This is a genomic window from Amycolatopsis alkalitolerans, assembly GCF_006152065.1.
Taxonomy (GTDB): Bacteria; Actinomycetota; Actinomycetes; order Mycobacteriales; family Pseudonocardiaceae; genus Amycolatopsis_E; species Amycolatopsis_E alkalitolerans.
On the sequence record NZ_VDFW01000004.1, the window covers coordinates 1 to 14,085 of the forward strand.

The following is a 14,085-nucleotide window of genomic DNA, read 5'->3' on the forward strand; positions in this document are numbered from 1 at the left end:
AGTGTCGCCGGCCCCGGGGCGCCGGCCGGTCCGGCGCCGGGCGGTCCGGTTTCCGGTGCGGGCGTGGCCCCGGCCGCGCATGCGACGCCGGTGCCGACCAGCCCCTCCGGTGGTGGCGGCGGTGCGGCGCTCGGGGTCGGCCTCGGCCTGGCCGGCGCCGGGCTGGGTGCGGCCGCCGGCAAGGCCGCGCTCGGGCGCGGCAGCAAGTCGGGTGCCAAGGAGAATACGGACGAGACTGCGGCCGCGAGCACCGAACAGGCGCAGCAGGCCCACGGTGCCGCCGGCGCGCCGCAGCAGCCGATGATGTCGGCCAACGGCACGATCGGCGGCACCAACACGCCGCCGCCGACCGGGATGGGCGGGATGGGCGGGGCCGGTGCCCACGGCGGCGCCGAGGACGAGGAGCACGAGCGTGCCTCGTACCTCGTCGAGGCCGATCCCGACGAGGCCTTCGGTGCCAACGTGGCGACCGCCCAGCCGGTCATCGGCGCCTGGTCCGGCGAAGAGGACGAAGAGTGACGCGTGCGGAGCTGCTGACTCCGCTGGAGCTGGACTTCCTGTGGGAGTCGTTCGGGGCCGGAGAGCTGCCGTACCCGCTCGAGCTCCGGTCGCACGGGGCGACCATGGACGAGCGCGCGCGGCTGCGCCGCCAGACCATGGAAGAGCTGGCCCGCCGGGGTGTCGTGGACGGCAGGGGCCGCCCAGAGCCGCACGTCGAGAACTACTTCGAGGTGCTGACCGGGTCGGAGGTGAGCCTCGATTCGGTGCACCTGCCGGCGCCGAACGCGCGTCCGCTGCTCGGGGTGGCGGCCGCGCTCGGCGGTCAGGGCGTGTTCGCGGTGCACGACGAGCGGGGCTTTCACTTCAACCCGGCCCCGGCCGACGGACTGGCGACGGCGATCGTCTCGCTGCTGCCCGGAGCGCCGCGCGGCGCGGAGAAGTCGATCACCGTGCCGCTCGAGCAACTGCTCACCGGGACCGGTGCGGACTTCCTGCAACGGCGGGTGCCGGACGCTTCGGGCCGGGTAAGCGCCGACGAGGACCGCAAGGCGCTCGCCCGGCTGCAGGCCCAGCCCCGGCTGCGCGGCGGCCAGATCGGCGCGAACGCCCGTGGCCGGCTGTCCGGCAAGGTCCGGTTGCCGGTGCTGAGCTGGTTCGACACCGAGTCCGGCCGGTACTTCACGCAAGCCAGTCGCGGGCACGACCAGCGTGACTGGATCACCATCGCCCCCGCGGACGCCGTGTCCCTGCGCCAGCGGCTGAATGAGATGCTCTCCGGTGCCGCCAGCACGACGATGGCGCCGGGAGGAGCATGGTGACCACGGGCCAGGCAGAGTTCTTCACCCCGCTGACCTTCGACTTCCTGTGGGAGGCCGCCGGGCTCGGTGAGCTGCCGTACCCGCTGCGGATCCGCTCGCACGGCGCGACCATGGACGAGCGCGCGTCGCTGCGGCGGCGCGCGGACAACGAGCTCAAGGCCCGCGGCCTGCGCGATCACTTCGGCCGGCTCGAGCCGTGGGTCGAGGAGTGGTTCACCCTGCTCGCCAGGCCCACGCTGAGCATCGACGCGCTGCACATCCCCGACTACCAGGCGCCGCCGGTCGGCCTTCTCGCCGCCGCCGACGACAGCCACGGGGTGATCGCCACCCAGACCGCCGACGGCATCTGGCTGCGCCCGGCCTTCGCCGAGGGCCTGGTCTCCACCGTCGTCGAGTCGCTGCCGCACGGCGCCCGCGGCACCGAGGCTTCCATCACATTGCCCGTAGACGAGGCGCTGGGCATCCCGCCGAACCGCGTTCCCGTGACGCCCGACGGCGCGGCCGCGCCCACCAGGTCCCGCCGCCGGACGTCGCTGAGCGATCAGGTGGCCGACCCGCGGGAGTCCTACGCCCGGCTCATCGGGCAGCCGCGACTGCGCGGCGGTCAGCTCGCGGCGAACAGCCGCAGCGAGCTGAACGGGCGCCGGCGCTCGCCGGTGCTGGCCTGGTTCGACACCTCGACCGGCCGCTACCTCAGCCTTTCCCGCGCCGGCGGCGACGGGCGGGAGTGGATGACGGTCGCGCCCGCCGATTCGAAGACCCTGCGTTCGCGGCTGTCGGAGATGGTCGCCGGCGTCGCGTCCTGACCGCCGGGAACCCTCGGGCGTGATCAGCCGTTGAGCTGCAGGAGGCTCACGCGGGTGTCCAGCTCGACCGGACTGTACCCTGGTTGAACGGGTGTCCCCCGCGCACCGTAAGTCGTTGTGTACACCGTGACGGCGGATGTCAGCATCTACCGCCTAACCAGGGAGGGTCAAGGCCAGGACGGCCGAGGCATATGGACCGGAAGCGCCTGCTCAGGAACCCACTTCTGTGGATCGTCGCGGTTCTGCTGCTCTATTTCGCGTTCAGCTCGATCTTCAACAGCGACCGCGGCTACACCCAGGTTCCCACCTCACAAGCCATCGCACAGGTTAGTGCGAACAATGTGAAGGAAGCGAATCTCCAGGACAAGGAGCAGCAGCTCAAGCTGACGCTCAACAACAAGATCAACGTCGACGGTCAGCAGGTCGACCAGATCATGACGTCGTACCCGGCGGACGCGACCGGCACGATCTACAACGAGCTGATCGGCAAGCAGGACGTCAAGTTCACCACCACGGTGACGCAGCAGTCGTGGTTCTCCCAGCTGCTGATCTACATGATCCCGCTGGGCCTGCTGCTCCTGCTGCTGATGTGGATGATGAACAACGCCCAGGGCGGCGGCAACCGGGTGCTCAACTTCGGCAAGTCCAAGGCGAAGCAGCTCAACAAGGACATGCCCAAGACCACCTTCGGTGACGTCGCGGGTGCCGACGAGGCGGTCGAAGAGCTCTACGAGATCAAGGACTTCCTGCAGAACCCGGCGCGCTACCAGGCGCTCGGCGCGAAGATCCCGAAGGGCGTGCTGCTCTACGGCCCGCCCGGTACCGGTAAGACGCTGCTCGCGCGAGCCGTCGCCGGTGAGGCCGGGGTGCCGTTCTACACGATCTCCGGTTCGGACTTCGTCGAGATGTTCGTCGGTGTCGGCGCCTCCCGCGTGCGTGACCTGTTCGAGCAGGCCAAGCAGAACGCGCCCTGCATCATCTTCGTCGACGAGATCGACGCGGTCGGCCGCCAGCGCGGCGCCGGCCTCGGCGGCGGGCACGACGAGCGCGAGCAGACGCTGAACCAGTTGCTCGTCGAGATGGACGGGTTCGACTCCCGCGGCGGCATCATCCTGATCGCCGCGACCAACCGCCCCGACATCCTCGACCCGGCGCTGCTGCGCCCCGGCCGGTTCGACCGGCAGATCCCGGTGTCCGCGCCGGACCTGATGGGCCGCCGCGCGATCCTGCAGGTGCACTCGAAGGGCAAGCCGCTTGCGCAGAACGTCGATCTGGAGGCCCTCGCCAAGCGCACCGTCGGGATGTCGGGTGCCGACCTGGCCAACGTGATCAACGAGGCGGCCCTGCTGACCGCCCGGCAGAACGGGCACGTGATCAACGACGCCGCGCTCGAGGAGTCGGTCGACCGCGTGATCGGCGGGCCGGCGCGCAAGAGCCGGATCATCTCCGAGAAGGAGAAGAAGATCACGGCCTACCACGAGGGCGGGCACGCGCTCGCCGCGTGGGCGATGCCGGACCTGGAGCCGGTGTACAAGCTGACGATCCTGCCGCGCGGCCGCACCGGCGGGCACGCGCTGGTCGTGCCCGAGGACGACAAGCAGCTGATGACCCGCTCGGAGATGATCGCGCGGCTGGTGTTCGCCCTGGGCGGGCGCACCGCCGAGGAACTGGTCTTCCACGAGCCGACCACCGGCGCGTCCTCGGATATCGAGCAGGCCACCAAGATCGCGAAGGCGATGGTCACCGAGTACGGCATGAGCGCCCGGCTCGGCGCGGTGAAGTACGGCCAGGAGCAGGGCGACCCGTTCCTCGGCCGGTCCGCGGGCCGCCAGCCCGACTACTCGCTCGAGGTGGCGCACGAGATCGACGAAGAGGTGCGCAAGCTCATCGAGACCGCGCACACCGAGGCCTACGAGGTGCTGAACACCTACCGGGACGTCCTCGACGATCTGGTGAGGGAGCTGCTGGAGAAGGAGACCCTGCAGCGTAAGGACCTCGAGCGGATCTTCGCGACGGTCGAGAAGCGGCCGCACATCACCGTGTTCAACGAGTTCGGTGAGCGCACTCCGTCGGACAAACCGCCCATCAAGACCCCGGGCGAGCTGGCGATGGAGCGGGGCGAGCCGTGGCCGCCGCCGCAGGAGCAGCCCGCTCCGCGCCCGGCGCCGGCCCCGGTCGGTACGGCGCGCGGCGGTGCGGACGTGCCCGCCGGCCCGCCGCAGTACACCCAGCCCGAACCCGCGGCCAACCCGTACGCCCCGCCGGCAGGCGGTCCGAACGGCGGCGGCCGGTACAACCCGGCGAACGGCAGTGGCCAGTGGCCGCAGCCGTCCGGTGGCCAGGGCGGCCCGCCGAACTACGGCGCCCCTCCGGGGTGGCGGCCGGCGACCGAGCCGGGCAGCGGTCAGCAGTGGCGCCCGCCGTCGGAGGAGTGGCGTCAGCAGCCGGGCGAGGAGCAGCAGCGCGGTAACTGGTTCGGTGGGTCGGGCGAGGGCCGTCGTGACCCGGATGATCAGGACGGTCAACATCGACAGTGAGCTGACCCGCGAGCCCGGGCCGGTGTTCGATCAGGCACGCGCCGAGAAGGCCGTGCGTGAATTGTTGCTGGCCGTGGGCGAGGACCCGGATCGGGACGGTCTTGCCGACACCCCGGCCCGGGTCGCGCGGGCTTATCAGGAGATGTTCGCCGGCCTGTACACCGATCCGGACTCGGTGCTGGACCGCACCTTCGACGAGTCCCACGAAGAGATGGTGCTGGTCACGGACATCCCGCTGTATAGCTTCTGCGTGCCGAGCAAGCAGACGGTGAACGCCGTTGACGGCACGAAGCAGGCGCGCGACGTCCAGGTTGGGGACAAGCTGTGGACCCTGGTCGGGGGCAACGTCGAGGAGACGACGGTGACGCAGATCACGTCGCACAAGACGCGCGATCTGGTCGAGGTCGTGACGTCCGAGGGCAGCTTCCGTGTTACCCCGGACCATCCTCTTGCGACGCCCAAGGGCTGGATGGAAGCGAAGGACGTCGAGGGCACGTTCATCGAGTGGACGGCTGCCCGGAAGCTGTGCCGCGACCGGTGGAAGCCGACGCTCGGCTATGACTTCGGGTATGTGATCGGCTCGGTCTGCGCCGATGGCACGGTCGCCGAGCGGTACGTGTCCCTGATCGTCAATGATCGTGATTACGCGAAGAAGTTCGCCGAGGCGTTGCACGGTGCGTTCGGTATCGACGCCAAGGTCGAGGCGGTGACCCGGCCTTCCGGGTATCTCAACCGTCCGGCACCTGGTTTCCGGGTGCGAGTCGTGTCGTCGTACCTCGCCGACCTGCTGAGGCAGTACGTCGGCGGCGACGCGCATCACCAGCGTCAGCGCTTCCCGATGGTCGTGTTGAATGACCTGTCCACGTTCAACGGTTTCCTCGATGGCTACGTCGATGGAGACGGTTTCCGTTCGAAGCGTAGTGCGGGCCGCATTATCGTTAGCGCGAACGTTCCGTTCCTTGAAGACCTGGCGACCGTCATCGGCGCTCGATTCTCACCGAGGACCACCACGGCATCGCGGCTATATGTTGCGGACAGTTGGTTCCGGCGGCATGGATTCCCGCAGGATGACTACGCCACCGACCTGATCGAGTCCGAATACGTCGAGGTGAAATCGGTCCGTCCGATCGTTGCGACGGGCGCCAAGCCGTACACCGTTTACAGTTTCACCTGCGAGCCGCACCCGACCTTTTTGATTTCGGGGCATTTAAGTCATAACTGCGAGCACCATTTACTCCCATTTCACGGTGTGGCTCATGTCGGCTACATCCCGAACGGGCACGGCAAGGTCACCGGCCTGTCGAAGCTTTCGCGCCTGGTCGATCTCTACGCCAAACGCCCGCAGGTGCAGGAGCGGCTGACCTCGCAGGTCGCCGACGCGCTGGACCGCAGGCTCAAGCCGCGCGGCGTGATCGTCGTGATCGAGGCCGAGCATCTGTGCATGTCGATGCGCGGCATCCGCAAACCGGGCGCCCGCACGATGACCTCGGCGGTGCGAGGGCTGCTGCAGTCTTCGGCCACCACGCGGGCGGAAGCCCTGGAGTTGATCAAGGGCCGCCGGTGAGTGCCGCCCTGCCCTCGCCGGGGCGGTGTGTCGTGATGGGCGTGCTGAACGTCACGCCCGATTCGTTCTCCGACGGCGGCCGGTATCTCGACGCCGACTCGGCGCTCGCCCACGCGCACGAGATGTGGGCGCGCGGCGCGGACATCATCGACGTCGGCGGTGAGTCGACCCGGCCCGGCGCGTTGCGGGTGGACGCGCAGACCGAGATCGATCGCGTGCTGCCGGTCATCCGGGCGCTGGCCGAGGACGGGTTGCGCCTCTCGGTGGACACGACGCGGGCGGCGGTGGCCGAAGCGGCGCTGGACGCGGGCGCCCGGATCATCAACGACGTCTCGGGCGGGCTCGCCGACCCGAACATGGCGAAGGTCGCGGCGGCCACCGAAGCGCCGTGGATCCTGATGCACTGGCGCGGCCACAGCAAGGACATGAACAGCCTCGCCCAGTACGAGGACGTGGTCGCGGACGTCCGCGCGGAACTGAGCGCCCGCGTGGACGCGGCGCTGGCCGCCGGGGTCGCGGCCGAGCGCATCGTGATCGACCCGGGGCTCGGGTTCGCCAAGCACGCACCGCAGGACTGGGCACTCCTGCACAATCTGGCGTCCTTTGTGGACATGGGATTCCCGGTGCTGGTCGGCGCGTCCCGGAAGCGGTTCCTCGGCCGCCTGCTCGCGGACGCCGAGGGCACCCCGAGGCGGCCCTCCGGGCGCGAGGACGCGACGGCCGCGATCTCCGCCCTCGCCGCGGCAGCCGGGGCCTGGGGCGTGCGGGTCCACTCGGTCGGCGCGTCGCTCGACGCCGTCGCGGTGGCGGCGGCCTGGCGACGCGGGCATGAGTGACCGGATCACGCTGACCGGGCTGCGCGTGTTCGGCCGGCACGGCGTATTCGAGCACGAGAAGCGCGAAGGCCAGGAGTTCGTCGTGGACATCACGGTGTGGCTGGACCTTTCCGCGGCGGCGAGCACGGACGAGCTCACCAAGACGCTGCATTACGGCGAACTGGCGGAGTTGGCGGCCGGCATCGTCGGCGGCGAACCGTACGACCTGATCGAGAGCGTGGCCGGCCGGATCGCCGGCGAGGTCCTCGAGGACCGGCGGCTGCGGGCGGTCGAGGTGACCGTGCACAAGCCGTCCGCGCCGATCCCGCTGACCTTCGACGACGTCGCGGTGACCATCCGGCGGGAGCGATGAGCCGCGCGGTGCTCTCGCTGGGCTCGAACCTCGGCGACCGGCTCGGCCACCTGAAGTCCGTGGTGACCGGCCTCGGCGAGGCGCTCGTCGCGGTGTCCACCGTGTACGAAACGAAACCGTGGGGCGTCGAGGACCAGCCGGACTTCCTGAACGCGGTGTGCGTCGTGGACGATCCCGCGCGGGACGAATGGGCGTGGCTGCGCGCCGGGCAGTCCTTCGAACAGGCGGCCGGGCGGGTGCGCGAGCTGCGATGGGGCCCGCGCACGCTCGACGTGGACGTCGTGACCGTGGACGGGGTGCGCTCGGATGACCCCGAACTGCTGCTGCCGCATCCCGGCACCCCCGAGCGCGCCAGCGTGCTGATCCCCTGGCTGGAGATCGAACCGGACGCGGTCCTGCCCGGCCACGGCCCGATCCGCGCACTCCTGTCCGCGCTGCCCGAGGCGGACCGGGCGGGTGTGCACCCCCGCCCGGAGCTCAGGCTGGCAGCGCCCTGAGTGCCGCGATCGTCCACGTTATCGCCTGCTGGTGCCACGGCACGGGCTGCCAGCCGTTGATGATCGCGAGCAGGTGCCAGTAGCGCGCGGCCCGCTCATCGCTGCCGGACTCGATACGTTCGGCCAGCTCACCGGGTGATCGCGCGCCCGAAGCCTGGACGATCTCCTCGGCCAGGCCGCGACCTTCCGCCGAACCAGGCTCCAGACCCGCGTCCAGATACTCCTGGGCCCGTGCGTTCCACTCGAACCAGTGCTCGCGCTGCGCCGCCGACGGGCTCAGATCCGCACCCGCTTCGCGTTCGGCCGCGTGCCGTTCGCTCATCCCGCGGATCGTGGCGCGGAACGACGGGTCCTGGATCAGCTCCGCGAACTCGACCCACGCTTCGACCTGCTCGGGCGCCGGATCGTCGGGCAGGTTCGGTTTCACCGCACGCATGCCCGAGGCGAACTCCGGATCCACGTTCAGGCCGCCGGAAACCTCGTCCCAGAACTCGTCCACGAGGCGCGCCCGCTCCTCGTCGGACATCGATGCCAGCTTGTTCATCAGTTTCACTTCCTCCGGTTCGGATTCCCTTTTCACGACCGCACGCAGCACCGCGCGCCGCAGCCGCAACCGGCGGATCTGCTCGTCGAGTGCGTCCAGATGCCGGGCCGCGAGTGCCGGCACGCTGACCCGCGACTCGAGGACCTGCGCCACGTCATCCAGGCCGACGCCCAGCTCGCGCAAGGTTCTGATCAGCTCGAGCCGGGCCAGCGACCGGGTGTCGTAGAGCCGGTAGCCCGCGGGTGTGCGGTCGGTGGGAGGGAGGAGTCCCTCATCGGAGTAGAACCGGATCGTCTTGACCGGCAGGCCGGTGCGGCGCGCCAGCTCACCGATGGTGAACTTCCTGCTCACGGAATCCATCCTGATGTCTCCACTGGCTGGAGAGTCAAGCTTCGCACGGTACGGTTGGTTCATGCACTTCACGCGGCCTCGCGAGCTCGTGATCGCCGGGCTGGTCGGCGTCGTGCTCGCCTACCTCGCGTTCGAGTTCGCCTACAACTCGCTGCCGCGGATGCCGCTATATGCCGGGGTCACGCTCCTCGTGCTCGCGCTGATCGAGACCGTGCTCGCCTTCGCCATCCGCTCGCGCATCCGCAGCGGACAGCTGCTGGGCGCGATCGGCGTCGCCCGCGCGGTGGCGCTCGCGAAGGCTTCGTCCGTGCTCGGCGCGCTGATGCTCGGCGCGTGGCTGGGGGCGATAGGCGCGCTGGTGCCGCGGGCGAGCGAGGTGACGGCCGCCGCGAGCGATCTGCGGGCGGCGATCATCGGCGCGATCAGCGCCGCCGTGCTGATCGCGGCCGCGCTGTGGCTTGAACAGTGTTGCCGCACACCGAAGCAACGTGATCAGGATCCCGATCGTCACTCGACCGGTTAACGCGGAGAACCTACCGTTCGAAGTACCGACCAGATCTCAAACGGATAACTGGAGGGTACGGTGTTCCGCATGACTGGCGGGAGTGACCGGGAGAACCCCGGCGACGACTCGCGGGGCCGCCTCCTGGGCAAGCCGTGGTTCGTCGTCGGCTTGGCCCTCGCCGTGGCCGCGACCCTGGCGCTCGTGCTCGCCGACGACATCCGCTATCTCCGGCTCGGAATCGTCGCCGCCCTGTGGGCCGCGCTCGTCGGCGCGTTCCTCGCGGTCCGTTACCGCAAGCAGGCCGTCGGCACCGAAGACGCGGTCGCGAAGGCGCAGGAGGTCTACGAACTCGAACTGGAACGCGAGGTCGCGGCCCGGCGCGAGTACGAGCTCGAGGTCGAGAACGACATCCGGGCGAAGGTGCACGCCGACTCGCGCGGTGAACTGGACGCGTTGCGCGCCGAGGTGTCCGCGCTTCGGGACAACCTGCAATCCCTGTTCGGCGGCGAGGTGCTGCTCGAGCGGTTGTCGCTGACGGCGCAGGCGACCCGGATGCGTGCGCTGCGCGAGGAGCAACGGATCGTCGAGACCGGTCCGAACGGGCATCGCACTCCGGCGCAGCTGACGGCCGCACCGGAGCGGCATCAGGAAAGACCGTCGGAGGTGGTCGATCGCGTCCGGGAAAAACCGCCGGCCCGGCCCGCCGGCCGCCCGGCCGCGCCGGAGCCCCGCCGCCCGGAACGGTCCCTCGATCTGCCGCCTCGCCGCGTCGCCAAGAGCGAACCGGTGCGGCCGGGGCGCGGCAGCAACGCCGCGGCGAACGTGGCGAAAGCCGCCGCCGAGGCACGTGCCCAGCAGACGGCCGTGAACCCTCAGGTGCGCGCGAAACAGGAGCCTTCGCCGCGGTTCGCGGGCTCGTCCGAAGCGACCCGGCCCGGTTTCACCCCGTCGGACCTGCGGCGTCGCCCGCCGGAACCCGCCGACGAACCTACCCAGCTGTCGCAGCCTGTCGACGCGGACTGGACGGCGTCCTGGAACTCCCCACTGGCCAAGGATGAAGAGGTGGCTCCCGCGGTGCCGGTCCCGAAGCCGGAGCCCAAGCCGAGGTTCGACGACTCCCGGCCCCGGATGGAGCCGGTGCAGCCGCGGCGCGCGGCCGAGGCTTCCCGGCCGCGGATGGAGCCGGTCCCGCCTCGGCCGGAGCCCGCCGAGTCGCGGTTCGAACTGTCCCGCCCGCGGATGGAGCCGGTGCCACCTCGGCCGCCGGTCCAGCCGGAGCCGGCCGAGTCGCGGTTCGGGCTGTCCCGGCCCAACGTCGAGCCGGTGCCGCCGCCCGCCGAGGAGTTGCCGCCGCCGGTGAACCCGACGCTCCCGGAGGAGGTTCGCCGGCTCGCGCAGGAAGGCCGCGGCGGCGGCCGTCGCCGCCGTGCCGAGGACGAACCGGAGCAGCCGAGCGCCGGGCGCCGTCGCCGTCCCGACGGGGAGCCGCCCACGTGGGAAGCGCTTTCACCCGACCAGCCAACGGGAAGCCACGCGAGGCCCGAGCCTCCGCCGCGCCGCGCCGCGCCGGACGACGGCGGATCGCATTCCGCCGGGCGCTCCGTGAGCGACCTCCTCGCCGCACACGGCACCACCACCGACGCGATCCCGCGCCGCCGCCGTCGCGCGGACGGCTGACCGAATTTCCGTGACTCTGCGGAGTCACCGTAAAGTGCCGGGCTGTGTCGGCCTCTCGCAGGATCACCGTTCTGCTGCCCGTGCTCGGCCTGATCGTGGTCGCGGTATGCGGGCTGAGCCTGCTTGCGCTCGCCACGGTGCGTGTCGGTCCGCTGGCGGTCGTCATCGGTGTCGCCGCGGCGCTGGTGCCGGTCGCGATCGTGGTCGCGGCCGTGCTCTGGATCGACCGCTGGGAACCGGAACCGGCGAAACTGCTGATGATCGCGTTCGCCTGGGGCGCCTGTATCGCCGCGATCACCGCGCTGCTGATCAACAACACCGCCGAAACCGTCGGGGACATGTTGCTGGGCAACGGAAACGGCAGCCGGGTAGGGGCGCTGGTCTCCGCACCCCTGGTGGAGGAGGCCGCGAAGGGCGCCTTCGTGCTCCTGGTCCTGATCCGCCGCCGCGAGGAGTTCGACGGGGTCATCGACGGCGTCGTCTACGCCGGGCTGACCGCCGCCGGCTTCGCGTTCACCGAGAACATCTACTACTTCGGCCGGGCGTTCGCGGACTACGGGTTCGGCAACGGCACCAGCACCGGGGTGATCGCGGCGTTCGTGCTGCGCGGGATCCTGTCGCCGTTCACCCATCCGCTGTTCACCGCGCTCACCGGCGTCGGGCTCGGCTACGCGGCGCGCACGCGCAGCGGCCCGGTGCGCATCCTGGCTCCGTTGGGCGGGTATTTCGCCGCTGTCTGCTTGCACGCGCTGTGGAACGGCGCGGCGACGCTGGGTGGTCCGAAGACCTTCCTCAACGTCTACTTCCTGATCATGGTGCCGATCTTCATCGCGGTCGTGCTCGTGGTGATCCTGCAGCGCCGCCGCGAGCAGCGCATCATCGAGTCGGCGCTGCCGAACATGGTCAAGGCGCGCTGGATCGCGGCTTCGGAGGTCGACCTGCTGGCCACCCTGAGAGGCCGCCGTGAATGGCGGCGGCAGGCGCGCCGGCAGTCCGGGCGGCGTGCCGCGAAGGCCGTCGCGGAGTATCAGAACAGTGTGACCGAACTCGCGTTCCTCAATCGTCGCCACGGCGGCGCCGGCGTGAAGGAAGCGGAACTGCTCGGTACCCTGCGCGCATCCCGGGCCGAGGCCGTCAGGCTGGCGGGGGAAAGCAGCCCGGCGTGAGGGCCCCAGGTCGGGTGAAGCTGGTCACCAGGACCGGAATAATCCCCGTTGTCCGAGCTACTCTCGCGCCGTCGTCCGGTACCCGCGACCGAAGAGCGGGACTGGAACGAAATGAGGAGCTTTCACTCATGAGCGTCCATCGGGGTACGCGATGACGCGCCCGGCGAGGCTGGGGGTCGGCGTGGTTTCCGCCGGCCGCGTCGGCAGCGTGCTGGGTGCCGCACTGGCCAGGGCCGGGCACACGGTCGCCGCCGCTTCCGGTATCTCCGCCGCTTCCCACGACCGGGCTGAGCGCCTGCTGCCCGGTGTGCCGATGCTGCCGCCCGATGAGGTCGTGGCGGCCGCGGATCTGGTCCTGCTCGCCGTCCCCGACGACGTGCTCACCGATCTCGTCGCGGGCCTCGCCGCGACCGGGAGCTGGCGGCCCGGCCAGATCGTCATTCACACCTCCGGCGCGCACGGGGTAGACGTGCTGCGGCCTGCCGCCGAGGCCGGAGCGCTCGTGTTCGCCCTGCATCCGGTGATGACCTTCACCGGGCGCGAGGAGGACCTGCAGCGTCTGGCCGCGTGCAGTGTCGGGGTCACCGCGCCGGCCGGCGACGAGATCGCCTGGAATGTCGGCGAAGCGCTGACCGTTGAGATGGGCGGTGATCCCGTCCGTGTCCCCGAGGCCGCGCGGCCGCTGTACCACACGGCGCTGGCACACGGCGCGAACCACCTCACCACCCTGGTGGCGGACTGCCTGGACCTGCTGGCCGGCGCGGGTATCGCGAACGGCGAGCGGATGCTCGGCCCGCTGCTCTCCGCCGCGCTGGACAACACGTTGCGCCACGGCGACCGCGCGCTGACCGGTCCGGTCGCGCGTGGTGACACGGGCACGGTGCGGAAGCATCTGCGCGTGCTGGCAGCCGAGGCGCCGGACGTCCGGCCCTGTTACACCGCGCTCGCCCGGCGGACCGTCGAGCGGGCCTCGGCGGCCGGCCTGCTCGGCAAGGACGCCGCCGCCGAAATCACCGAACTCCTCGAAGAACCGGAGAAACCGTGAGCACCCCGAAGTTCAGTCGCGGGCAGTTGAACGTCTTCCAGACGCCCGACGACGTCAACCGGGTCACCTCGGCGCTGCACGGCGTCGGCCGGAAGGTCGCGCTGGTGCCGACCATGGGCGCGCTGCACGACGGCCACCGCGAACTGCTGCGGCGCGCCAAGCGGTTGCCGGGCACCGTGGTGGGCGCATCGATCTTCGTGAACCCATTGCAGTTCGGCGAAGGCGAGGACTTCGACGCCTACCCGCGCCCGCTCGAGCACGATCTCGAGGTGCTTGCCGAGATGGGTGCCGAGCTGGTGTTCGTGCCGAAGGTCGACGACCTCTACGCGCCGGGGCATTCGGTGACCGTGCACCCGGGTCCGCTCGGGGACGAGCTCGAAGGCGCCGCGCGGCCGGGGCATTTCAGCGGCGTGCTGACCGTGGTGTCGAAGCTGCTCAACATCGTGGCGCCGGACTACGCGTTCTTCGGCGAGAAGGACTACCAGCAGCTGGTGCTGGTCAAGCGGATGGTGCGGGAGCTGAACATCCCGACGAAGGTGATCGGGGTGTCGACCGTGCGCGAGCATGACGGGCTGGCGCTGTCGTCACGCAATGTCTATCTGAGCGAGGAACAACGAGCCGACGCCGCGGTGCTCGCCGCGGCGCTGGCGGCCGGAGCGCACGCCGGCCAGGAGGGGGCCGAAGCGGTGTTGTCCGCGGCGAGGCAGACGCTGGCCGCCCGGCCACAGGTCGCCGTGGACTATCTCGAACTGCGTGGAACCGATCTCGGTCCCGCGCCCGTCGATGGACAGGCACGGTTGCTGATCGCCGCACGGGTCAGCCGGACCCGGCTGATCGACAACCTGCCCGTCCTGCTCGGCGCCGGCGTCTGAGGCAAAGGAGAGCC

General features: G+C 70.6%; 11 protein-coding genes and 4 pseudogenes. 14 read left to right on the forward strand and 1 reads right to left on the reverse strand.

What is annotated here, in order from left to right; all coding sequences use genetic code 11:
- From FG385_RS05905 to folK, 9 genes and pseudogenes are all read left to right on the forward strand, one after another.
- Positions 1-519 (forward strand): annotated as a pseudogene (locus FG385_RS05905) (hypothetical protein); the annotation flags it as partial.
- Positions 516-1,319, forward strand: a complete 804-nt coding sequence (locus FG385_RS05910) for an ESX secretion-associated protein EspG (protein WP_139095591.1) — start codon at positions 516-518, stop codon at positions 1,317-1,319. The pseudogene FG385_RS05905 and the gene FG385_RS05910, both read left to right, overlap by 4 nt.
- Positions 1,316-2,125, forward strand: a complete 810-nt coding sequence (locus FG385_RS05915) for an ESX secretion-associated protein EspG (protein WP_235022409.1) — start codon at positions 1,316-1,318, stop codon at positions 2,123-2,125. Before FG385_RS05910 ends, FG385_RS05915 begins: the two co-directional genes overlap by 4 nt.
- Before the next feature lie 191 nt (positions 2,126-2,316).
- Entirely contained in the window at positions 2,317-4,662 is a 2,346-nt protein-coding gene (gene ftsH / locus FG385_RS05920; protein WP_139095593.1) for an ATP-dependent zinc metalloprotease FtsH, read from the forward strand.
- Positions 4,634-4,912 (forward strand): annotated as a pseudogene (locus FG385_RS34275) (GTP cyclohydrolase I); the annotation flags it as partial. The gene ftsH and the pseudogene FG385_RS34275, both read left to right, overlap by 29 nt.
- A 969-nt stretch (positions 4,913-5,881) precedes the next feature.
- Positions 5,882-6,226: pseudogene (gene folE / locus FG385_RS34280) on the forward strand (GTP cyclohydrolase I); the annotation flags it as partial.
- A 35-nt stretch (positions 6,227-6,261) separates the two neighbouring features.
- Positions 6,262-7,062, forward strand: a complete 801-nt coding sequence (folP, locus tag FG385_RS05930; protein ID WP_139095880.1) for a dihydropteroate synthase — start codon at positions 6,262-6,264, stop codon at positions 7,060-7,062.
- On the forward strand, positions 7,055-7,414 hold the full coding sequence (gene folB, locus FG385_RS05935; protein WP_139095594.1) for a dihydroneopterin aldolase: 360 nt from the start codon (positions 7,055-7,057) through the stop codon (positions 7,412-7,414). Before folP ends, folB begins: the two co-directional genes overlap by 8 nt.
- Positions 7,411-7,911, forward strand: coding sequence for a 2-amino-4-hydroxy-6-hydroxymethyldihydropteridine diphosphokinase (gene folK, locus FG385_RS05940; RefSeq protein WP_139095595.1), 501 nt, complete (start codon positions 7,411-7,413; stop codon positions 7,909-7,911). The genes folB and folK overlap by 4 nt, the downstream gene beginning before the upstream one ends.
- Here folK and FG385_RS05945 read toward each other — a convergent pair.
- Entirely contained in the window at positions 7,892-8,815 is a 924-nt protein-coding gene (locus tag FG385_RS05945; RefSeq protein WP_139095596.1) for a helix-turn-helix domain-containing protein, read from the reverse strand. The genes folK and FG385_RS05945 overlap by 20 nt on opposite strands.
- A gap of 52 nt (positions 8,816-8,867) precedes the next feature.
- Here FG385_RS05945 and FG385_RS05950 point away from each other — a divergent pair, with 52 nt between their 5' ends.
- The 5 genes and pseudogenes from FG385_RS05950 (at position 8,868) to panC (ending at position 14,071) form a co-directional block, all read left to right on the forward strand.
- The gene (locus tag FG385_RS05950; RefSeq protein WP_139095597.1) at positions 8,868-9,329 is read left to right on the forward strand and encodes a DUF3180 domain-containing protein; all 462 of its coding nucleotides are present in this window, start codon (positions 8,868-8,870) and stop codon (positions 9,327-9,329) included.
- Positions 9,330-9,398: 69 nt separating this feature from the next.
- A complete protein-coding gene (locus tag FG385_RS05955) occupies positions 9,399-10,988 on the forward strand; it encodes a DUF6779 domain-containing protein (protein ID WP_139095598.1) in 1,590 nt (529 codons plus the stop codon).
- A 44-nt stretch (positions 10,989-11,032) separates the two neighbouring features.
- On the forward strand, positions 11,033-12,154 hold the full coding sequence (locus tag FG385_RS05960) for a PrsW family intramembrane metalloprotease (RefSeq protein WP_139095599.1): 1,122 nt from the start codon (positions 11,033-11,035) through the stop codon (positions 12,152-12,154).
- Positions 12,155-12,296: 142 nt separating this feature from the next.
- A pseudogene (locus FG385_RS05965) lies at positions 12,297-13,199 on the forward strand (Rossmann-like and DUF2520 domain-containing protein); the annotation flags it as partial.
- Entirely contained in the window at positions 13,196-14,071 is an 876-nt protein-coding gene (gene panC, locus FG385_RS05970) for a pantoate--beta-alanine ligase (RefSeq protein WP_139095601.1), read from the forward strand. The pseudogene FG385_RS05965 and the gene panC, both read left to right, overlap by 4 nt.
- The last annotated feature ends 14 nt before the right edge of the window (positions 14,072-14,085 follow it).